Source organism: Thioclava sp. F36-7, from assembly GCF_002020075.1.
GTDB classification, from domain to species: Bacteria; Pseudomonadota; Alphaproteobacteria; order Rhodobacterales; family Rhodobacteraceae; genus Thioclava; species Thioclava sediminum.
In genome coordinates, this window is sequence record NZ_MPZR01000002.1 from 457,220 (window position 1) to 476,206 (window position 18,987).

Genomic DNA, 18,987 nt, shown 5'->3' on the forward strand with positions numbered 1-18,987 from the left:
GCCGCGTTAGACACGAATTCTGGGCATTTCATGCAAGAAAAGTGCCAAAGTGCAACAGTCTTCGCCTCTGCGTGAATGGGCCGTGTATTTCACTCTTTGCAATCCCGGGAAGCTGTGTAAGTCTCGCCGGGAAGCTGCCAGAAAAGTCCGGCGGCTCCCTACGGTAATGACGGAGATTACTATGAAAAAGATCGCTACCATCGCCCTGGCCCTCGGCCTCACCGGTTCGACCGCTTTTGCTGGCGGCTACACCGCTCCGGTCGTCGAGCCCGAGCCCGTTGTGGTTGAGCAGTCGTCGTCCTCGAACGCCGGCATCATCATCCCGGTTCTGCTGCTGCTCGGCGTTGCTGTCGCAGCCTCGAACAACTAATTTCGGGTAACACCGAATTGGAAGGGGCCGGACGTACGCGTTCCGGCCTTTTTCATTTCCGGAGATACGGGGTAGGGCCTGACGCTCCGGGGACAGGAAAAACCCGCGCTTGGCGCGGGTTTTTCTTTTGCGGGAAGGAGCGGATTTGCCATGCGTCGAGTGCCGCTGCTGTGGCCGCACGACAGGTCCCGTCATCTCGCGAAAAGCAAAACTGGACGTTGGGGGCATCCGCCGGGTAAATCCGCTTTGGACCGCGTGAGAGGGAGACCCGCATGAGCCAGAGATTTACCCGCCGTGAGAGTTTCGCCCTTGCCGCCGGTGCCGCCGCCTTGGCCGCGCCGCCTGTGCTGGCCGCGGAGCCCGAGGTCACGCTGCGCCTGCATCAATTCCTGCCGCTGACCAGCTTCGTGCCCGCCCATATCCTCACCCCTTGGATCAAGGCAGTCGAGGAGGCGTCGCAGGGCCGGGTGCGCATCCAGCATTACCCCTCGATGCAGCTTGGCGGGAAGCCGACCGATCTTATCGATCAGGTCACTGACGGGGTTGTCGACATTGTCTGGACGCTGCCGGGCTACACGCCGGGGCGGTTTCCGCGCACCGAGGTGATGGAGCTTCCCTTCCTGGTCGCCGAGGCCGAGGCCGCGTCTGCTGCGCTGTGGGAGCTGGCGCAGGCGGAGATGGTCGATACGGATTTCCGCGACATTCACCTGCTGGGGACCTGGGTGCACGGGCCGGGCGTGATCCACGCGAACAAATCCGTGCGCGCGATCCCCGATTTCGAAGGGCTGAAGCTGCGCGGCCCGTCGCGGGTCACGACGAAGCTGCTCGAGCATTTCGGCGCGACGGCTGTCGAGATGCCGGTCCCGGCTGTGCCCGAGGCGCTCTCGCACGGGACGATCGACGGGGCGCTCTTGCCTTGGGAGGTCTCGGCCTCGCTGCGGATCGACGAGCTGGTCCATCACCACACGCAATTTGCAGGCCCCTCGATCTACACGGCGAGCTTCATTCTCGCGATGAACAAGGACCGCTACGCCGCGCTTGACCCCGATCTGCAGGCCGCGATCGACAGCGTCTCGGGCGTTGAGTTCTCGGCGCAGGCGGGACACCTGCAGCAGGCCGAGGATATCCCCTCGCGTCAGGTCGCGATGGATCTGGGCAATGAGATCATCACGATCCCGGCCGAGGATACGTCGATCTGGAAAGACGCGTCGCAGCCGGTGATCGACGCATGGGTTGCCGAGATGGAAGAAAAGGGTGTGCCGGGTGAAGAGTTGCTGAGCTCTGCCCGCGCCTTGATCGAGAAACATTCGTTCTGAGGATGAGGCGCGGTGAGCTGGTTCGTGGGCGCCGATCTGATCCGCATCGCGCTGATCGTGGCGGTCCCGGCGCTCGCGCTTCTGCCACTCTGACGCAGCTCCGCAAAAGAGCGGTGATTTCTGCGCGCTTCTGTGCGAGCATGATGCCGAGGAGGACCGCCCATGACCGAGATTACCAGCGATTTCAAAGGGCAGACCGTGATCTGCACCTTCGAGATGACGCCCGCCACAGCCGATGAGTTGATGGAGAAGCTGCAAGCCGCCTATTCCGAGGTGATCTCGAAAGCGCCCGGTTTCATCGGCGCGGGCCTGCATATGAACGACGCGCGCACGCGGATCGCGACCTATTCGAAATGGAACGAGCGGGGCGACTATCAGGCGATGCTGCGCAGCCCCGAGATGATCTCGCGCAACCGCGTGATCTACACGCTGTGCCGCAATTTCGAGCCGGTGATGTACGAGGTCTCGGCCGATTTCTGACGGGCGGGCGTGCGGATTGCTGCGCTGCCGAAATAGGCGCGTGAGGAGGGAACTTCAGGGCGCGCCTCGCGTTGATGTGAAAAGACATATCGGAGTGACATCATGGAAAGCGTTCTGCAAGCAATCGGCACGGTCGGGCTGATCCTTCTCGTGCTCGCAGGTCTTCTGGCGGGCTGGATCGCGAGCGTCGTCTCGGGTGGGCGTCACAAAGCCGCCTATCTGGCGATCGGCGTGGTCGGCGCCCTCATCACCCCCTTCATCGTGGCTCTTCTGGGCGGGGCGGTGCTGGCGGCGGGCGGGCTGCTTGCGATCATTGCCATCGCGCTTGTCGGCGCAGTCATCGTGCTGGTCATCGGCAAGATGATCCTCGACTGACGCGGGCCGCGCGGATTAGGGCGAAGGCCCACCGCGCGCCAGCCACCATCCCAGCTTCAGGTAGGCGAACCCTTCGCGGGCGCGGGCCTTCGCGCTCGCCCGGTGCGGCGGACAGTCCGCGCGCGCCCGCAGCCCCATCTGCCGCGCGATCATCACCGCGCGCGGCGCGTGATAGGGATCGGTGACGATGATCACCTCGTCGCTCTCCAGATGCGCCCGGGCGAAGCCGATATTCTCGTAAGTGCTGGTCGAGCGATCTTCGAGAGAGATCGCCTCAGCCTCCACGCCTTCCGCGCGCAAGATCCGGGACATCACCTCCGCCTCGCTCGGCGGATGCCGCCCGACACCCCCGCAACAAATCACCCGCTCCGCCGCGCCTTCGTGCCAGAGCGCCGCCGCATGACGGGTGCGCCGTTGCAAGCTGGGTGAGGGGAGGCCATCTGCCCAAACCGCTGCACCAAGGATCAAAATCGCTCTCATTTCGTTGAGCTAAAGGTCCACACCGCCGGCGACAAGGCTGGCAGTCGTGTTATGATCACGAAAAAGGGAGGGTAACATGCGTTTCATTTTTCTTGCCGCGCTGCTGGCTGCCGCGCCTGTTTTGGTCGAGCCCGCTTTCGCCGAGCCGGTCAATATTCGCCCCGACGTCATGTCCGTCACGGTCGACACTGCCAAGGGCCCGGTCGAGATCAAGCGGATTCAGGATAACGAGAACAAGCTCGAGGGCGATTGGGCCAAGACCTCGCGCCCCTGTCCGAGCTTCTGCATCCAGCCGATGATCCCGGCCCCCGGCGTGACCCCGGTAGGGGAGCTGGAGATGCTGGAGTTTCTCAAGGATCCCAACGTGGTGGTCGTTGACGGGCGGGTGACCCGCGACTTCGAGGGCGGCGCGATCCCCGGTGCGATCAACATCCCCTATATGGAAGCGCCCGACCGTCTGGGCGAGCTTGGCTGCCAACCCGATTTCGAGGGCTTCATCTGCGACGGAGAGGACGTGAAATCGGTCGCGCTTTACTGCAACGGCCCGTGGTGCGGCCAGTCGCCCACTGCCGCACGCCGCATGATCGAAGCCGGTTTCCCGGCGGAAAAGATCTATTACTACCGCGGCGGGATGCAGCAATGGCGGCTGCTGGGCCTGACGGTCAGCGGGGGCTGATCCCTATTTGTCGGGTTCCGCGCAAGGGTAGGCCTCGCCATCGGGTAGCCGACAAAGCGCGTCGAAGAAGCTGCTGGAAAGCCGATCATAGCTGAGCATTCTGTGTTCCCGGTCGCGGGACTCGAGATAATCGCTGCACGACGCGAGGTAGTATAGCTCGCGTCGTTCGTCATTCGCGTACCACTGGGTGAAAGCGGCGCTGGCCGCGCTGATGAGATCGTCCGAGCGGCCCATTTCTGTCTCGAAGGCTGCGGCGATGTCGTCCTGCATCGGCCATCCTGCAAGCGCGTCCCAGGCGTCGGGCATCCCGGCTTCGCGCAGATCCCAAGCCACAGCGAGGCTGAAGGTCGTCGCATCCGCCTCCATCGCGAAGATCGCGCGGGCATTTTCCTTCATCGACAGGTTCGGATCGGGACAGGAGCCGTGGAATTTCTGCTCCAGATGGCGCAATTCATGAATCAGAACTGCCTTTTGCAGGGCGGGTGCCATGTCGGTGGCGATCACGAGTCGGGAGGAGCGCGGCTCAAAATAGCCACGTGCGTCGTGCAGCGTGTCGGCGAGACACAGCTCGCCAGCGTCTTGAAAGAGCGCGACATGCAGGCTCGGCCAGCGGTCGAGGGCGGGGCGCAGCTGTGTGACGAGCGCTGCGATTTCGGGTGGCTTATCGAAGGGTGGGGCGGCGCAAGTGAGGATCTGGGCGTGCGCCGGTCCGGTCATCACACCGAGCCAGGCGCTCAGGACGATGTGCCGGACGAGCCTCACCGCCCCTTCTTCCGCTTCACGCCCCCGCGCTGACCCGGCCGTCCCGCAGTCGACCGGCCCTGCGCCTTGACGGCGGCCTCGCTTGCAGCCTCCACCGCCGATTGCCGCGCGAGCGGGTCGTCGTGGACGGCGAGGTCCACCGCTTCCAGACGTTTCACCTCGTCGCGCAGGCGGGCGGCTTCCTCGAATTCCAGATCCTCGGCGGCCTTGCGCATCTTGGCGCGCATGTCATCCAGATGCGCCTGCAGGTTTGCACCGGGCTTGACCGCATCGACCTTGGCGGTGACGCGCGACATGTCGGTGTCGCCCTGATAGAGCCCGGCCAGAACGTCATCGACATTCTTCTTGATCGTCTCGGGCGTGATGCCGTGTTCTTCGTTATAGGCGATCTGCTTGGCGCGGCGACGGTCGGTCTCGTCCATCGCGCGCTGCATCGAGCCGGTGATCCTGTCGGCATACATGATGACGCGGCCCTCGGAGTTCCGCGCGGCGCGGCCGATGGTCTGGATCAGCGAGGTCTCCGAGCGCAGGAAGCCTTCCTTGTCGGCATCGAGGATCGCGACCAGCCCGCATTCGGGAATGTCCAGACCCTCGCGCAGCAGGTTGATCCCGATGAGCACGTCGAAGGCGCCCAAGCGCAGGTCGCGCAGGATTTCGATCCGCTCGATCGTGTCGATGTCAGAGTGCATGTAGCGCACGCGAACGCCCTGTTCGTGAAGGTATTCGGTCAGGTCCTCGGCCATGCGTTTGGTGAGCGTGGTGACCAACGTGCGATAGCCGCGCGCCGCGACGGTGCGGATTTCGTCGAGCACATCGTCCACCTGCGTCTCGACCGGGCGGATCTCCACGACCGGGTCCAGAAGGCCCGTCGGGCGAATGACCTGTTCGGTGAAGACGCCGCCGGTCTGTTCCAGCTCCCACGCGGCGGGGGTGGCCGAGACGAAGACCGATTGCGGGCGCATCGCGTCCCATTCCTCGAATTTGAGCGGGCGGTTATCCATGCAGGACGGCAGGCGGAAGCCGTGTTCGGCCAGCGTGAACTTGCGCCGATAGTCCCCGCGATACATGCCGCCGATCTGCGGCACGGTGACGTGGCTCTCATCGGCGAAGACGATGGCGTTGTCGGGGATGAACTCGAAGAGGGTGGGCGGCGGCTCGCCGGGCGCGCGGCCGGTGAGGTAGCGCGAATAGTTCTCGATCCCGTTGCAGACACCAGTCGCCTCCAGCATCTCCAGATCGAAATTCGTGCGCTGTTCGAGGCGCTGCGCCTCCAGCAGTTTGCCTTCCTCTTCCAGCTGCTTCAGCCGGAGCGCCAGCTCCTTGCGGATGCCCTTCGCGGCTTGCTGCAGGGTCGGGCGCGGCGTGACGTAGTGGCTGTTCGCATAGATGCGGATCTGATCGAAGCTGTCGGTCTTCGCCCCGGTCAGCGGGTCGAATTCGGTGATCGCCTCCAGCTCCTCGCCGAAGAAGGAGAATCGCCAGGCGCGGTCCTCCAAGTGGGCGGGCCACAGATCGACCGTATCGCCCTTCACCCGGAAGGCGCCGCGCTGGAAGGCCGCATCGAGTCGCTTGTATTGCTGCGCCACCAGCTCGTTGATGAACTTGCGCTGCTCGATCAGATCGCCGGTCTTGAGGTCCTGCGTCATCGCCGAATAGGTCTCGACCGAGCCGATACCGTAGATGCACGAGACCGAGGCGACGATGATCACGTCGTCACGCTCCAGAAGCGCCCGGGTGGCCGAGTGGCGCATCCGGTCGATCTGCTCGTTGATCTGCGATTCCTTCTCGATATAGGTGTCCGAGCGCGGCACATAGGCTTCGGGCTGGTAGTAGTCGTAGTAGGAGACGAAATATTCCACCGAGTTGTCGGGGAAGAAGCTCTTGAACTCACCGTAGAGCTGCGCGGCCAGCGTCTTGTTCGGCGCGAGGATGATCGCGGGGCGTTGGGTTTCCTCGATCACCTTGGCCATAGTGAAGGTCTTGCCCGTGCCGGTCGCCCCGAGCAGCACCTGATCGCGTTCGAGCGCCTCGACGCCCGAGGATAGCTCCGCAATCGCGGTCGGCTGGTCGCCGGCCGGGTTAAACTGAGTCTGCATCACGAACCGCTTGCCGCCTTCCAGCTTGGGGCGGGTGAGCACGTCGGGGCGTTCGGAGGGCAGATTGGTATTGTTGTGAGGCATCGCGCAGACCTTTTGCTTGCTCCCCAAAGTTGTCCTCTTTTCGTTCGCATTCAAGGGTTTGCGAAAGGCGTTACGGAAGGCTTAACGCAGAGTTTCGAATCGTCTATATTTAACAGGGGCTTGCGTCTCTGTTTGGCTTGAATTCATGGCGGGTCGCGCGCATCTTGCCTTTTGCAAGCAGCATCAGACTGCCGGCCGGCGCACCACCCCCACCCCTTGCTCCCCAGCCGGTCGGCAGTTCCTCAACTTGCGGGGGGCCTTCGGTATCCTCCCGGCGCGGCGGGCGGCGGCGTCATCGAAGGGTCCGGCATGCCATGCACAATCGTCGCGCATCTTTCGCCTTTGCGCTCCGGGGCTTGCGATTTGGCTCAGATGCACTAAGAAAAGTCAGAGGTATCGCAGAGGAGTTTGCCCATGCGCGCGCGCATCTACCAACCCGCCCGCAACGCCATGCAATCGGGCACCGCGAAGACGCGGTTCTGGTATCTCGACTATGTCGCCTCCGACGCGCGTGAGATCGACCCGCTGATGGGTTGGACCAGCTCCAACGACACGCAGGCCCAAGTGCGGCTGCGCTTCGAGACCCGCGAGGCGGCGGAAGCCTATGCCAAGGAAAAAGGCATCGATTACGTCGTGACGGAGCCGCATAAGCGCGCCCCGAATGTCCGTGCCCGCGGCTATGGCGAGAACTTCGCGACCGACCGCCGCGCGAACTGGACGCACTGAATACCTGCGCCAGCGGCGAAAGCTGTCCCGGCTAAGGGGGAGCTTTTCCGCACCGCGACCCCGCGCATTCCACGTGAATGAAGCTGGCGCGTCAGGCTGCGTTTCGGTTTCCTCCAGCTTTCCAACCTGTGCCACCGACGGTCTCGCGCAGGTTCGAACGTGGTTCGAATTTCCGACGTAGCTCTGCGTTCCATCCAAAGAGCCCGTCGCTTTGTTCCTTGGCATTATCGCGCTCACGATCTTCGACGTTTGAGCAGAGTTTTTCCGAGCCTGCTCGCGCTCAGGAACGGTGACTTCGCTGCAGTGTTCTCTGTCTGCCGGCTGACGGTCGGCGCATGAAATGCAAGGAGAACACTATGACCTACACCATCAAGTCGATCGCTCTCGCAGGTATTCTGGCCACTGCCGCGCCCGTTGCGGCCCTGGCTCAGGCTGACGTATCCACCGGAACGGACGCTGGCGCATCGGTCTCGGCGCAGGCTGCAGGCGCTGATGTCGGCGCAAGCGCGGATATGGGCGCATCGACGGACGCCGCAACGACTGCGGGCTCGAATGGTGGAATGGGCCAAGATGGGTCGGTGAAGACCTATGGTCAGCTCGTCGCGGACCTTCAGGCCAATGGCGCTGCGTCCACCGACCAGTTCGCCGATTATGAAGTGGGAACCGATGGCGAAGCCAAGATCGTCGCTCTGTCCGATCTGAAGGGTAAAGGCGCTGAGAATGGCTCCGCGGCACTCGAGAACGCAATGGGCGCCGACGTGGATGCCGATTACAGCCAGCTTCCGTCCAGCGTCTTCGATGGCACCGACTACACGCCCGAGGATGTCGCTGCCGCGTATATCAACGCCGAAGGCAATCTGATCGTCGTGGTCGACAACAACGCCTGATCACCTGCGACGATACATGATCCCGAAGCCCCCTGTCCTCCGCGGCAGGGGGCTTTTTTGTGCCTGACATCTACTGATAATGCAGGGCGTCAATCGGATCGAGCCGGGCTGCCCGCCGCGCGGGAAAGTAGCCGAAGACCATCCCCACCACGGCGGAGAAGCCGAAGGCGAGGGCGATGACGTCCAGGCTGGGCGAGAAGGGGATCGCCATGATCTGCGCCGCGACATAGGCGAGGCCGAGGCCGCAGAGGATCCCGATGATCCCGCCCAGAACCGACAGCACCACCGCCTCGACCAGAAACTGCATCAGGACCTGATGCGCCTGCGCGCCGACCGAGAGGCGGATGCCGATCTCGCGGGTGCGTTCGGTCACCGAGACCAGCATGATGTTCATGATCCCGATCCCGCCCACGAGCAGGCTGACCGCCGCGACGGAGGAGAGCAGGCCGGTAAGAACCGAGTTGACCGAATTGAGCATCGAACTCAGTTCGGCCATGTCGAAGACCGAGAAATTGTCGTCTTCACCGATGGCGATGCGGCGGCGCTCGCGCATCAGGGCCTCGATATCGGAGGTCGCCCGTTCCACGGAGGCCGTCCGGGCCACCTGAAGCGAGATTGAAGAGACGTCCTGACTGCCCATCAGCCGCCTTTGCACCGTTCGGACCGGCATCAGCACGAGGTCGTCCTGATCCTGCCCGAAGGACCCGGCGCCCTTGGATTTCAGCACGCCGATCACCTCGCAGGAGATCGACTTGATGCGGATCTTCTCGCCGGTCGGATCGGTCGCGCCGAACAGGGTTGTCCGCACGGTCTCGCCGATGATGCAAAGATTGGCGCCGCTGCGGTCCTCCGCCGGGGTGAAGCTGCGCCCGAGCGCGATCGTCCAGCCGCCGATCTCGAGATAGGGCGACGTCGTGCCGGTGATCGATGTCGTGCGATTGTTGTTGCCGAAGACCGCCGTGGCTGCGGTCGAGACGACAGGCGCGACGGCCGAGAGGCTGCTCAGGTCCTCCAGCGCTTCTGTATCCGAAAGCTTGAAGGGCGGGGCGGTATCGCGCGATCCGGGCCCCATCATCCGCGCCCCCGAGCGCAGGACCAGCACATTCGTGCCAAGCGATTCCACATTGGCCGAGACCTGTTCGGAGGAGCCTTGCCCGACGGTCACCATCGCGATGACGGCGGCAACCCCGATCACGACACCCAGCACGGTGAGAAAGGACCGAAGCGCGTTGCGGATGATCGCTGTCAGCGCGAGGCGGATGGTTTCCCAGAGCATCACAGGGCTCCTTCGTGCATCTTCTCGTCGCGTACGACGCGGCCATCGGTGAAGACGACGAGACGGGAGGCATAGGCGGCCATGTCCTCCTCATGCGTGACCATCACGATGGTCAGCCCGGACTCGCGGTTGAGGTCCTGCATCAGGTTCATGATCTCGACGCTGCGTTTGGTGTCGAGGTTGCCCGTGGGCTCGTCGGCAAGCATCACCATCGGCTCGCCCGCAAGCGCCCGCGCGATGGCGACGCGTTGCTGCTGACCGCCCGAGAGCTGCGACGGCGTGTGATCCTCGCGCCCCTCGAGCCCGACCCGCGCCAGAGCCTGACGGGCCCGCGCCACACGTTCGGCCTTGCGCATTCCCTTATAGATCAGGGGAAGCTCGACATTTTCCAGCGCGGTGGTGCGCGGCAAGAGGTTGTAGCCCTGAAAGACGAAGCCGAGGTAGTGCCGGCGCAGAAGCGCGCGTTGATCGCGGTTCAGGGTCGCGACCTCGACACCGTTGAACAGGTAGTTGCCCGCGGTCGGCCGGTCGAGACAGCCGATGATGTTCATCGCGGTCGACTTTCCTGACCCCGAGGGCCCCATGATCGCAAGGAATTCCCCCGGTTCGACGCGAAGATCGACGCCATCGAGGGCGCGCACGAGGGTTTCGTCGTGGCCATAGTGGCGCTCGATTCCGCGCAGCTCGAGAAGCGGCTCACTCATCGCGACATATCCCGCTGATCGGTGATGACCTGATCGCCGACGGCCAGATCGCCCGCGGTGACGATCGTGAACTTGCCGTTCGTCGCCCCCGGCGTGACCGCCACTTCGACGGGGGTGCCGTCGCGAAGAACCCAGACGGATTTTCCGCTCGCGGTGCCGCTCTCCGAACTCGGTCGGCTCGGCATCACGAGGCCGACGAGCCCGCTCGCGCCATTGCCCGCATCTTCGACCTCTTGCGGGGGCGCGTAGCGCAGCGCCGCATTCGGGATCAGCAGCGCGTCCTTGGCCTCGTCCACGGTGATCGTCGCAGTCGCGGTCATGCCGGGGCGCAGGAGAAGATCGGCATTGTCGACCGCCAGCACGCCCTTGTAGGTCACGACATCGTCGGTGGTCTCGGGAGCGTAGCGAACCTGCGTGATCGTCGCCGGGAAGGAGCGACCGGAATAGGCGTCGACGGTGAATGTCGCGTCATTGCCGACCGCGACCTGACCGATATCCGCCTCGTCGATATCGACCAGCAACTGCATCCGGCGCAGGTCCTCGGCCAGCGTGAACAGGGTGGGCGCGGACAGCGAGGCGGCCACGATTTGACCGGCCGAGACATTGCGGTCCAGAACGACGCCGTTGATCGGGGAGCGGATGACCGATTTCTCCAGATCGTCCTTCTCCAGGGCAAGATTCGCCTCGGCCAGCGTCAGTGACGCTTTCGCGGCCTGAACCGAAGCTACGGCGCGATCGCGCTCCGCGATATAGGTGACGAAGGTGCTATGGGTCGAGACACCGCGCCGGTCCAGCTCGGCCTGAGTCTCATAGAGCGCCGTCGCTTCCGTCTGGGTGGCCTCGGCCTGCGCGAGCTGCGCCTTGGCGGCCGCAAGCGCGGCTTCGGCATTGGCGACCTGCGCCTTGAATTTCGTGTCGTCGAGCCGCGCGAGGACCTGACCCACTTTGACCTCGTCGTTGTAATCGACGTCGATGCTATCGAGCGTGCCCGACAGCTCCGAAGAGACCTCAACCTCCGTCGTAGGCTGCACCGTGCCGGTCGCGGTGACCGTGACGGTCAGATCGCCGCGCGTGACGGCTTGCGTCACATAGCTCGTGCCCGTGGTGTCACCGGAGGGCGCAAGCCAGAGCCACGCTCCGATCGCGATCACGACGGCACCCGCGCCGAAAGCCCAGAGTCGCCAAGGGCGTCCGCTCTTCGCAGTGGACAGCATTTTTTCGATTTCGTCGCGGCTCTGGCTTGGCATAGGTCTTCCGTTCCGGTGTCTCTTCCCGCAGGGCAGGGCAGGTTTACTACGTGCCGGAGCATGAACCCCGTCGCCCGCTATGGCTTTGCTCTAGAACAAGAAAGGAAAAAGAAACGCGCTTGTGATCGTCGGAATGATGAATTTGTGACCTGTCTTCGCCCTCGACGCGGAAAGCCTGCGCAGGAGAGTGTCAAAGGACGGTGCGTGTGAGGGTCTGGATCACCGTCTGAGAATAGCCGTCAGCTTCCACGGTGCTCATCTCCAGATCGAAGCGGCTGCGGCTCCCGTCGGGCGCGAGGACCGTGAGGTCGTCGATATCCGAGGCGCGCTCCATCTGGTGACGCGCATATTTCGCGCCGCGCAGGTTCGGCGGCAGCTTCGCGTTGATGAGCCCCGCGATCTCGTCCGCGCCGGTCAGCACGCCGAAGGGAGAGGCGGTCGACCAAACCCCGTCGGGGTGAAACAGCTTTGCGGCCGCCGCACCGTCGCGCCGGTCCACGCAATCCAGAAAGCGCATCAGCAGCGAGCGCTCGGAATGTCTGGCGGCGTAATGGGTGTGAAGCAGACGGTGCGCGGTCGGGGAGTTCGGCGCACCCAGTTCCGAGGCATAGAGCGCCTGCACATCCGCATTCTCATAGGAGCGACGGCGCGGTGCCTTCGCGTCGACGCTGTAGATCGCCTTGGCGCGTTTTTGCAGAATATGCGGGTCCATGGATTTCGGCTCGCCGCCGCCGCCGAGGCAGCCGCCGACGCAGGCCATGACCTCGATCGCGACATAGTCGTCGCGCCATGCCTCGTCTTCGAGCATGCGCTGGGCCGACGCGATCCCGTTGCACACGGCCACGGTGCCGACGCCGGGAATGGTCGCGGTCTTCACGCCCTCACGGACGCCGCGCAGCGCCTCCCATTCCAGCGGCAGATCGTGCTCGACCCCTTTGAAATGCGCAGCCGTGCGGACCATCGCCTCCATGACCCCGCCGGAGGCGCCGAATATCTGGGCGGCCCCGGTGCTCTCGCCCAGCGGGCTGTCGAATTGCCCGTCCTCGGAGAGCGCCCCGAACGGGATCCCGCGCGACCGGATCATCCGCGCCAGTTCGCGGGTGGTGAGCACATGATCCACATCGCCGGAGACGCCGGGGCGCTGGGCTTCGTCCTTCTTGGCGGTGCAGGGCATCACGCTCACGACATAGGGCTCGGCTTTGCCGTCCGCGAAATCGGGCCCGAGCGCGCGTGCGAAGCGGCCCCGCTTGGCAATCGCGCCGTGCATCTGCTGCGGGGATTTGGTCGTGCTCAGATGCGGCAGAAGATCGGGACGGTTCAGCTCGACCCAATTCACCCAACCCGGACAGCAGGAGGTGAACAGCGGCAGCTCCGTCCCGGCTTTGAGCCGCGACAGAAGTTCGGTGCCTTCCTCCATGATCGTGAGATCGGCGGCGAAATTGGTGTCGAACACGTAATCGAACCCCAAAAGCCGCAGCGCATTGATCAAACGCCCCGTGCTGACAGTGCCAGACTCCAGCCCGAATTCCTCGCTGATGGCGATGCGGGTCGCCGGGGCCACCTGAACCACGGAGACGCGCCGATGGGCGTCGAGCGTTTGCAGCACCGCGTGCCAATGCGGCGCCTCGATCAGCGCGCCGACAGGGCAGACAAGCGTGCACTGGCCGCAGGAGATGCAATTGGTCTGCGACAGCGGCACGTCGAAGACCGTGACAGGGCGGCGGTCGAACCCGCGATTGGCGAACCCGATGACATTCTGGTTTTGGACGGCGTCGCCGCAGACCTCCGCGCACAACCCGCATTCGATGCATTTCGACAGATCGCGCCAGATGCTGGGGGAGGTGTGATCGGTCGCGAGTTCTTCCGAGGCGGCAGGCGCCCCGGCGGGCATCTTCGGCCAACGCTCCTCCCACTGGTTCTCATGGACGAGACGCTGGAGCTGGCACGCCCCGTTCACCTCGCAGCGCATGCAGTCATTGGGGTGACGCGCGAGCAGCCATTGGGCATCGGCTTTCCGAAAGGCCGCCAGCGCCTCGGTGTCCGTCGCAACGACATCGCCCTCCTTCGCAAGGGTGCGGCAGGCCGGTTGCGGATTATGGCTGCCCTCGATCTCCACGAGGCACATGCGGCACACGGCATGGGCGGGCAAGCCGGGGTAATAGCACAGGGTCGGGACATGGATGCCAGCCTGCTTCGCCGCCTCCAGCAAGCTGGTGCCCTCATCGACTTCGACGTGCCGCCCGTTGATCGTAAGCGTGATCATGCGAAGGGACCTCCCATCGTCGCAGTATAGCAGAGGCATGGCTCGCGGCAGAAGTCCCGCCTTCGGCCCGCCCGTAGTCGCGTCCTTTCCAGCAGTTTCCCAATTTTCGGGCCAGCTGTGCTACACTGAAAGCCGATGGTGCTCGAAAGGACGACGTAAATGGCCCGAGCCACCCGGATATTTCAGCCCGCCTCACACTGGGGTCTCGGCAGCTACTGGCAGGGCGAGTGCCCGCCTTGGATCGCGCTCGTCGTGGTGCTGATCGGCGGACGGTTGGCTGTCGCCGAGCTGTGGCAAGCTTTGTCGTCGCCGCTCTCGATGCCGTTTTTCGCGTTGCTGTTCCTCGCGGATATGACACTGGCGCTGTGGCAGCTGGTGGGCGCGTGGCGCAGCCTGTCGCATTGGATCGATGCGCGGGCGCGGGGCCATGTGCTGCTCGCGGGGCGCGTGGCGGTGGTGGCGGTCGCGGTGGTGACGGTGACCCATGCGCTCGATCAGGCCGCGCGGCAGACAGCGGCCTTGGTGCCGGCCGCCTATGCCGGGCCGCAGCCGCTGGAGGTGCGCAACGGCGTCGCTTATCTGACCGGCGATATCGGCTACGATCTTCTGGCGCGGTTCGAGGCAACCCCGGCGACGGGCGTCGCGGCGGTCGATCTCGACAGTGCCGGCGGGCAGGTTTTCGCCGCGCGGGCGCTGGCGCAACGCGTGCTGGCGCGGGGGCTGAGCACGCAGGTGACGAAACGCTGCTATTCCGCCTGCACGTTGATCTTCATGGCAGGCGCGCATCGCGATCTTGGGCCGGAGGGCACGCTGGGCTTTCACGGCTATAGCTTGAAAGCCTACCCGCTGCCGATAGACGTCGCGAAAGAGGAGGCGATCGACCGGGCCTTCCTGCGCGATCGGGGCGTGAGTGCCAGCTTCTCCACGCGCGCCTTCGCGACACCGCATCGCGATATCTGGCGCCCGGACCGCGAAGTGCTCGCCGCCGCCGGTGTGCTGCGCGACTAAGGCTCGGCCTCGACGTCGCTCTGGTGCCATGCCGGAAATCCCGCTAGTTTTCAGTGATGAAAACCCTCCTCTCAGCTCTGTTTTTCTGTGTCCTCGCGGGGGCGCTGAACGCGCAGCCTGCGCGGGCGATGATCGGGCCTCCGGCGCCCGATCTGCGCTGCACCGAGGACGGGCGCCGCTGCATCGGGTTGAAAGATTATTTCGCCGATACCTGCGGGCTTATCGAAAACGCGGCGCAGGAGGCAGGGATCGACCCGGGCTATTTCGCGCGGCTTCTCTGGCGCGAAAGCCGGTTCGATCCGGCGGCAATCAGCCCGGCCGGGGCACAGGGGATCGCGCAATTCATGCCCGGCACGGCGCGGCTGCGCGCGCTTGCCGACCCGTTCAACCCGGCCGAGGCGATCGAAGCCTCGGCGCGCTATCTGGCCGAGATGGCGACGCGCTTCGGCAATCCCGGCCTCGCGGCGATCGGCTATAACGGCGGCGAGGACCGTGCGGCGGGGTTCATCGCGAAGACCGGTGGGCTTGCGGGCGAGACCCGCGCCTATGTGCGCGCGATCACCGGCCATTCCGCGGAGGATTGGCGCGACACGCCGCCCGAGGAGGTGGATTTCCGCCTCGATGGCGATACGCCGTTTCTCGTGGCCTGCACCACATTGGCGAAGGGCAGGGCGATCCGGGAGTTCCGCGATCCGGTTCCGCCTTGGGGCGTCATCGTGGCCGCCGGGCGCACCCAGCGGTCGGCTGAGGTCTTCGGGAAACGAGCCGCGGCGCGTCATTCCGGCGCGATTGGGGACGCCAAGCTGCGCTTCGTGCGCGCGGTGCTGCCGGGTTTTGGGCGGCGCGCGCAATACACGGCGCAAGTCCCGGCAGGTTCGCGCAAGGAGGCGCTGGCGACCTGCGAGAAAATCCGCGGACAGGGCGGGTTCTGCAAAGTCATCCGCAACTGAGGCGTTTTCGCGCTGGAGGCTGGCGCGCGCCGCGCCTAATCTGCCGCCGACACGGATGAGGGTGCCCCATGGAAGACACGATCGAAATCGCGCGCGAAACCCCGCTGGGCGCGGATCTTGCAGAGCTTCACGCCCGCCACGCGGCGGCGATGCATGAAGATACGCCGCCCGAGTCGATCCATATGCTGCCGCCAGATGCGCTGGCTGCGCCCGGCATTTCCTTCTTCGTGATGCGTCAGGCGGGGCGCCCGGTGGGCATGGGCGCGCTGAAGCGCATCGCGCCCGATGAGGGCGAGATCAAATCGATGCATATCCTCTCCGAGATGCGCGGGCGGGGGCTCGCACGGCGGATGCTGGAGCAGCTGATCGCCGCGGCGCGAGACGAAGGTATGGCGCGGCTCTATCTCGAGACCGGATCGCAGGACTCCTTCGCCCCGGCGCGCCAGCTTTACCTGCGCGCGGGCTTTGCGGAATGCGGGCCCTATGTCGGCTACCAGCCCGATCCGAATTCCGTCTTCCTGATGCGCGCGATCTGAACTTGCACCACGCGCGCCGATCGCGCATTTAGGGGCCACGCGGTCCCTTAGCTCAACTGGATAGAGCAGCTGACTTCTAATCAGCAGGTTGAGGGTTCGAGTCCTTCAGGGATCGCCAAAATCCTCGCTTCTTGCGACGCGGCCTCCGCCTGCGACTTATTCAACCTCATTGTCCGAAAACAAGGAAACGCGGTCTGAATCGCGGCAAGCTTCTGTCACGCCCGGATGTCACAGACATGCGGCGGAGCTACCATGGAGGTTCAAAATGCGTATTTTTCTTCTTGTTCTGCCTGCGGCGCTGAGCGTTGCCGCCTGCAACCCGACGCCGGGTCCCTATGCGAACGGTCCCTATACCGGTCCCGGCCCCGGCCCGCGCACCACCTACAGCTATGACAGCATCGAATATGGCCGCATCGTTTCGGTGCAGCCGGTCACGATGCGCCGCACCAATGACGGCGACCAGATCGTCGGCGCGGTCACGGGCGGCCTCGTCGGCGCGGTGATCGGGCACCAGTTCGGCTCCGGAACCGGCAAGGACGTGATGACCGGCGCGGGCGCGATCGCGGGCACAATTATCGGCAGCAATATCGCCAGCCAGGGCGGCACCTACACGTCCTATGCGTGGACCGTGCGGCTCGACAATGGTGGCTCGATTACGGTCATCCAGATGTCGAACCAGTTCCGCGTCGGCGACAGGGTGAGCGTCGTGCGTAGCGGCAATCAGGTCTACCTGCGATAGTGCTGGTGGGCACAGGTTCGGGTGAGGGGGCAGGCTTGCTTTGCGCCTTCACTTGGGCCTGATCCGAAGAGCGCGCAGGGCGTTCAGGATCACTGCGACGTCGATCGCCTCTTGCAAAATGGCGCCCTCCACAGGCGTGAGGTAGCCATAGGCGGCCGCGATCATGCCGAGCACCGAGAGGCCGATCCCGGCGGCGACGCTCTCAAAGGCGATCCGCCGCGAGGAAGCGGCGATTTCAATGCCCGCGCGCAACTGATCGATCCGGTCGACGAGAAGCACGACATCGGCCGCTTCCGCTGAGGCGGCGGCCCCGCGCGCGCCCATGGCGACGCCGACATCTGCCGCGGCGAGCGCGGGCGCGTCGTTCACGCCGTCGCCCACCATCATGACCGGCCCGTGTTTGCGCTCGGAAAGCACGAGGAGAACCTTTTGGTCCGGTGTGAGGCCCGCGCGCAGCCCGTCGAGGCCGAGCCCCTCGGTCACGCGTTCAGCCACATCCGTCCGGTCGCCGGTGGCGAGCAGAATCCGTTCGATCCCCTCGTGACGCAGCCCGTCGAGCATGGCGCCCGCATCGTCGCGCAGTGGATCGGCCATCACCAGATGCCCGGCCATACGCCCGTCCACGGCAACGGCGACGAGAACCGCCCCGGCAGCCATCGTCGGGTGGTCCCCCGGTTTGCGCCCGACGCGTGCCGCCACGAAGTCGTCGCCACCGACGATGACCTTGCGCCCTTCGACATGGCCCACGACACCTTCGCCTGCGATTTCCGCCACATCCGACGGGACGGGCAGGGTGAAGCCGCGTTCTTTCGCGGCGGTGACGATCGCCTGTGCCACCGGGTGTTTCGAGGCCTGATCGAGGGCTGCGGCAAGGCGCAAAATCTCATCCTCCTCCATCCCGTCGTGACTGTCGATCGACACGATCTGCGGGCGGCCTTCGGTCAGAGTGCCGGTCTTGTCGAGGACCAGCGTGCCGATGCGCGCCATCGTCTCGAGCGGTCCTGCGCCCTTGATCAGCACGCCGTAATGCGCCGCGCGCGAAAGGCCCGCCACCAGAGCGACCGGCACGGCGAGGATCAGCGGGCAGGGCGTGGCGACCACGAGCACGGCGACGGCCCGGATCGGGTCTCCGGTGAACCACCACGCCGCGAAGGCGATGGCGAGCGTGACCACGAGAAACCCCAGCGACCAGCGATCCGCGAGGCGCGACATCGGGGCCTTGGAAGCCTGCGCTTCCTCGACCAGCCGGACGATCCCGGCATAGGTGCTGTCCTTTGCGGGCCGCACCGCCATCAGATCGAACGCCTCGCCTGCGTTGGTCGAGCCGCTCATGACGTCGGCCCCATGCGCCAAACGAACCGGCAGAGACTCCCCGGTCAGTGCCGAGGTGTCCAGAAAAGCTGTCTCGGAGGCCAATGTCCCGTCCACCGGCACCACGTCGCCTTGATGGATCAGCAGCCGATCCCCGGGGGCGATTTCGTCGAGGGGGATATCCTCCAGCCCGCCATCGCGATGCCGCGTCGCGGTCCGTGGGACACGCGAGAGCAGGTCGTGCATTTCGCGCCGGGCGCGGCCCTCGGCGAAGCTCTCAAGAAAGGTGCCGCCGGAATACATCACCGCGACCACCGCCGCGGCGAGGGTCTCGTCGAAGACAAGCGCGGCAGTCATCGAGAGCGCGGCCACGATATCCAGACCGACTTCGCCGCGGCGGAGGCTGCGAGAGATCTCAAAAACAAGCGCGGCAAGGGTGGGCACGACGCCAACGATCCAACTGGCTTTCGCCAAGGCGTCCGCGCCAGCCGCCCAGAAGGCGAGGCCCACCACCAGCGCCGCTACGGCGAGCGCGAGGAGGGCGAGTTTCAGACGGTCGGTTCCGCGCTGTTCCATCCGGTCTGTGGTCCTTCTGCACGTCTCACGGTCGATGGCGCCTCACATCTCCAAAGCGTGCGCGCCGTCACCGTGATAGCGCATCCCCGCAATCGGTCCAGCCTCCAATTCGGTTTCGCGAATGT

Annotated in this window: 19 protein-coding genes and 1 tRNA gene; 12 read left to right on the forward strand and 8 right to left on the reverse strand. The window is 65.0% G+C overall.

The annotated features are described in order from the left end of the window. Window positions 1-181 precede the first annotated feature (181 nt). From BMI89_RS05035 to BMI89_RS05050, 4 genes are all read left to right on the forward strand, one after another. A complete protein-coding gene (locus BMI89_RS05035; protein ID WP_172976163.1) occupies window positions 182-370 on the forward strand; it encodes a hypothetical protein in 189 nt (62 codons plus the stop codon). A 272-nt stretch (window positions 371-642) separates the two neighbouring features. Then, window positions 643-1,686 (forward strand): TRAP transporter substrate-binding protein, encoded by a 1,044-nt coding sequence (locus tag BMI89_RS05040; RefSeq protein WP_078570062.1) that lies wholly within the window; start codon window positions 643-645, stop codon window positions 1,684-1,686. Window positions 1,687-1,848: 162 nt separating this feature from the next. Then, the gene (locus BMI89_RS05045; RefSeq protein WP_078520328.1) at window positions 1,849-2,166 is read left to right on the forward strand and encodes an antibiotic biosynthesis monooxygenase; all 318 of its coding nucleotides are present in this window, start codon (window positions 1,849-1,851) and stop codon (window positions 2,164-2,166) included. Window positions 2,167-2,268: 102 nt separating this feature from the next. Then, window positions 2,269-2,541: a hypothetical protein gene (locus BMI89_RS05050; protein WP_078570063.1), complete on the forward strand. Its 273-nt coding sequence runs from the start codon at window positions 2,269-2,271 to the stop codon at window positions 2,539-2,541. A 15-nt stretch (window positions 2,542-2,556) separates the two neighbouring features. Here BMI89_RS05050 and BMI89_RS05055 read toward each other — a convergent pair whose 3' ends face one another. Then, window positions 2,557-3,021 (reverse strand): YdcF family protein, encoded by a 465-nt coding sequence (locus BMI89_RS05055; protein WP_078570064.1) that lies wholly within the window; start codon window positions 3,019-3,021, stop codon window positions 2,557-2,559. 76 nt (window positions 3,022-3,097) lie between these two features. On the opposite strand from BMI89_RS05055, the gene BMI89_RS05060 reads away from it, so the two are divergent. Continuing rightward, on the forward strand, window positions 3,098-3,697 hold the full coding sequence (locus tag BMI89_RS05060; RefSeq protein ID WP_078541906.1) for a rhodanese-like domain-containing protein: 600 nt from the start codon (window positions 3,098-3,100) through the stop codon (window positions 3,695-3,697). 3 nt (window positions 3,698-3,700) lie between these two features. Here BMI89_RS05060 and BMI89_RS05065 read toward each other — a convergent pair whose 3' ends face one another. Next, window positions 3,701-4,459: a DUF6782 family putative metallopeptidase gene (locus tag BMI89_RS05065; protein WP_078570065.1), complete on the reverse strand. Its 759-nt coding sequence runs from the start codon at window positions 4,457-4,459 to the stop codon at window positions 3,701-3,703. Beyond that, window positions 4,456-6,639 (reverse strand): excinuclease ABC subunit UvrB, encoded by a 2,184-nt coding sequence (gene uvrB, locus BMI89_RS05070; protein WP_078549752.1) that lies wholly within the window; start codon window positions 6,637-6,639, stop codon window positions 4,456-4,458. Before uvrB ends, BMI89_RS05065 begins: the two co-directional genes overlap by 4 nt. A gap of 414 nt (window positions 6,640-7,053) precedes the next feature. Between uvrB and BMI89_RS05075 the strand changes: the two genes are divergently transcribed. Both BMI89_RS05075 and BMI89_RS05080 read left to right on the forward strand, forming a co-directional pair. Further along, window positions 7,054-7,365: an ETC complex I subunit gene (locus BMI89_RS05075; protein ID WP_078520323.1), complete on the forward strand. Its 312-nt coding sequence runs from the start codon at window positions 7,054-7,056 to the stop codon at window positions 7,363-7,365. Window positions 7,366-7,721: 356 nt separating this feature from the next. Further along, the gene (locus tag BMI89_RS05080) at window positions 7,722-8,252 is read left to right on the forward strand and encodes a hypothetical protein (protein WP_078570066.1); all 531 of its coding nucleotides are present in this window, start codon (window positions 7,722-7,724) and stop codon (window positions 8,250-8,252) included. 70 nt (window positions 8,253-8,322) lie between these two features. On the opposite strand, the gene BMI89_RS05085 is transcribed toward BMI89_RS05080, so the two are convergent. The 4 genes from BMI89_RS05085 to BMI89_RS05100 all read right to left on the reverse strand — a co-directional run bounded on the left by BMI89_RS05085 (window position 8,323) and on the right by BMI89_RS05100 (window position 13,742). Beyond that, window positions 8,323-9,528, reverse strand: a complete 1,206-nt coding sequence (locus tag BMI89_RS05085; protein WP_078570067.1) for an ABC transporter permease — start codon at window positions 9,526-9,528, stop codon at window positions 8,323-8,325. Then, window positions 9,528-10,232 (reverse strand): ABC transporter ATP-binding protein, encoded by a 705-nt coding sequence (locus tag BMI89_RS05090; protein ID WP_078541903.1) that lies wholly within the window; start codon window positions 10,230-10,232, stop codon window positions 9,528-9,530. Before BMI89_RS05090 ends, BMI89_RS05085 begins: the two co-directional genes overlap by 1 nt. Beyond that, window positions 10,229-11,446 carry an efflux RND transporter periplasmic adaptor subunit gene (locus BMI89_RS05095; protein WP_246831969.1) on the reverse strand — a complete coding sequence of 406 codons (1,218 nt, stop codon included), beginning with the start codon at window positions 11,444-11,446 and terminating at the stop codon, window positions 10,229-10,231. Before BMI89_RS05095 ends, BMI89_RS05090 begins: the two co-directional genes overlap by 4 nt. Before the next feature lie 223 nt (window positions 11,447-11,669). Beyond that, the gene (locus tag BMI89_RS05100; protein ID WP_078570069.1) at window positions 11,670-13,742 is read right to left on the reverse strand and encodes a [FeFe] hydrogenase, group A; all 2,073 of its coding nucleotides are present in this window, start codon (window positions 13,740-13,742) and stop codon (window positions 11,670-11,672) included. Between the two features lie 159 nt (window positions 13,743-13,901). On the opposite strand from BMI89_RS05100, the gene BMI89_RS05105 reads away from it, so the two are divergent. The 5 genes from BMI89_RS05105 (at window position 13,902) to BMI89_RS05125 (ending at window position 16,975) form a co-directional block, all read left to right on the forward strand. Then, complete coding sequence (locus BMI89_RS05105; protein WP_078570070.1) at window positions 13,902-14,750, forward strand: hypothetical protein; 849 nt, start codon at window positions 13,902-13,904, stop codon at window positions 14,748-14,750. Window positions 14,751-14,806: 56 nt separating this feature from the next. After that, window positions 14,807-15,700 carry a transglycosylase SLT domain-containing protein gene (locus BMI89_RS05110; RefSeq protein ID WP_078570071.1) on the forward strand — a complete coding sequence of 298 codons (894 nt, stop codon included), beginning with the start codon at window positions 14,807-14,809 and terminating at the stop codon, window positions 15,698-15,700. A 68-nt stretch (window positions 15,701-15,768) separates the two neighbouring features. After that, window positions 15,769-16,236: a GNAT family N-acetyltransferase gene (locus BMI89_RS05115; protein WP_078570072.1), complete on the forward strand. Its 468-nt coding sequence runs from the start codon at window positions 15,769-15,771 to the stop codon at window positions 16,234-16,236. A 41-nt stretch (window positions 16,237-16,277) separates the two neighbouring features. Continuing rightward, window positions 16,278-16,354: transfer RNA gene (locus BMI89_RS05120), tRNA-Arg, on the forward strand. Between the two features lie 147 nt (window positions 16,355-16,501). Continuing rightward, window positions 16,502-16,975 carry a glycine zipper 2TM domain-containing protein gene (locus BMI89_RS05125; RefSeq protein WP_078570073.1) on the forward strand — a complete coding sequence of 158 codons (474 nt, stop codon included), beginning with the start codon at window positions 16,502-16,504 and terminating at the stop codon, window positions 16,973-16,975. Between the two features lie 48 nt (window positions 16,976-17,023). On the opposite strand, the gene BMI89_RS05130 is transcribed toward BMI89_RS05125, so the two are convergent. Next, window positions 17,024-18,862 (reverse strand): heavy metal translocating P-type ATPase, encoded by a 1,839-nt coding sequence (locus BMI89_RS05130; RefSeq protein WP_078570074.1) that lies wholly within the window; start codon window positions 18,860-18,862, stop codon window positions 17,024-17,026. Window positions 18,863-18,987: the final 125 nt, after the last annotated feature.

Bases quoted from the DNA above. Each gene is read 5' to 3' on its own strand.
- BMI89_RS05035 (WP_172976163.1), top strand. From the start codon at position 182: ATGAAAAAGATCGCTACCATCGCCCTGGCCCTCGGCCTCACCGGTTCG.
- BMI89_RS05040 (WP_078570062.1), top strand. From the start codon at position 643: ATGAGCCAGAGATTTACCCGCCGTGAGAGTTTCGCCCTTGCCGCCGGT.
- BMI89_RS05045 (WP_078520328.1), top strand. From the start codon at position 1,849: ATGACCGAGATTACCAGCGATTTCAAAGGGCAGACCGTGATCTGCACC.
- BMI89_RS05050 (WP_078570063.1), top strand. From the start codon at position 2,269: ATGGAAAGCGTTCTGCAAGCAATCGGCACGGTCGGGCTGATCCTTCTC.
- BMI89_RS05055 (WP_078570064.1), bottom strand. From the start codon at position 3,021: ATGAGAGCGATTTTGATCCTTGGTGCAGCGGTTTGGGCAGATGGCCTC.
- BMI89_RS05060 (WP_078541906.1), top strand. From the start codon at position 3,098: ATGCGTTTCATTTTTCTTGCCGCGCTGCTGGCTGCCGCGCCTGTTTTG.
- uvrB (WP_078549752.1), bottom strand. From the start codon at position 6,639: ATGCCTCACAACAATACCAATCTGCCCTCCGAACGCCCCGACGTGCTC.
- BMI89_RS05075 (WP_078520323.1), top strand. From the start codon at position 7,054: ATGCGCGCGCGCATCTACCAACCCGCCCGCAACGCCATGCAATCGGGC.
- BMI89_RS05080 (WP_078570066.1), top strand. From the start codon at position 7,722: ATGACCTACACCATCAAGTCGATCGCTCTCGCAGGTATTCTGGCCACT.
- BMI89_RS05085 (WP_078570067.1), bottom strand. From the start codon at position 9,528: ATGCTCTGGGAAACCATCCGCCTCGCGCTGACAGCGATCATCCGCAAC.
- BMI89_RS05090 (WP_078541903.1), bottom strand. From the start codon at position 10,232: ATGAGTGAGCCGCTTCTCGAGCTGCGCGGAATCGAGCGCCACTATGGC.
- BMI89_RS05095 (WP_246831969.1), bottom strand. From the start codon at position 11,446: ATGCTGTCCACTGCGAAGAGCGGACGCCCTTGGCGACTCTGGGCTTTC.
- BMI89_RS05100 (WP_078570069.1), bottom strand. From the start codon at position 13,742: ATGATCACGCTTACGATCAACGGGCGGCACGTCGAAGTCGATGAGGGC.
- BMI89_RS05105 (WP_078570070.1), top strand. From the start codon at position 13,902: ATGGCCCGAGCCACCCGGATATTTCAGCCCGCCTCACACTGGGGTCTC.
- BMI89_RS05110 (WP_078570071.1), top strand. From the start codon at position 14,807: ATGAAAACCCTCCTCTCAGCTCTGTTTTTCTGTGTCCTCGCGGGGGCG.
- BMI89_RS05115 (WP_078570072.1), top strand. From the start codon at position 15,769: ATGGAAGACACGATCGAAATCGCGCGCGAAACCCCGCTGGGCGCGGAT.
- BMI89_RS05125 (WP_078570073.1), top strand. From the start codon at position 16,502: ATGCGTATTTTTCTTCTTGTTCTGCCTGCGGCGCTGAGCGTTGCCGCC.
- BMI89_RS05130 (WP_078570074.1), bottom strand. From the start codon at position 18,862: ATGGAACAGCGCGGAACCGACCGTCTGAAACTCGCCCTCCTCGCGCTC.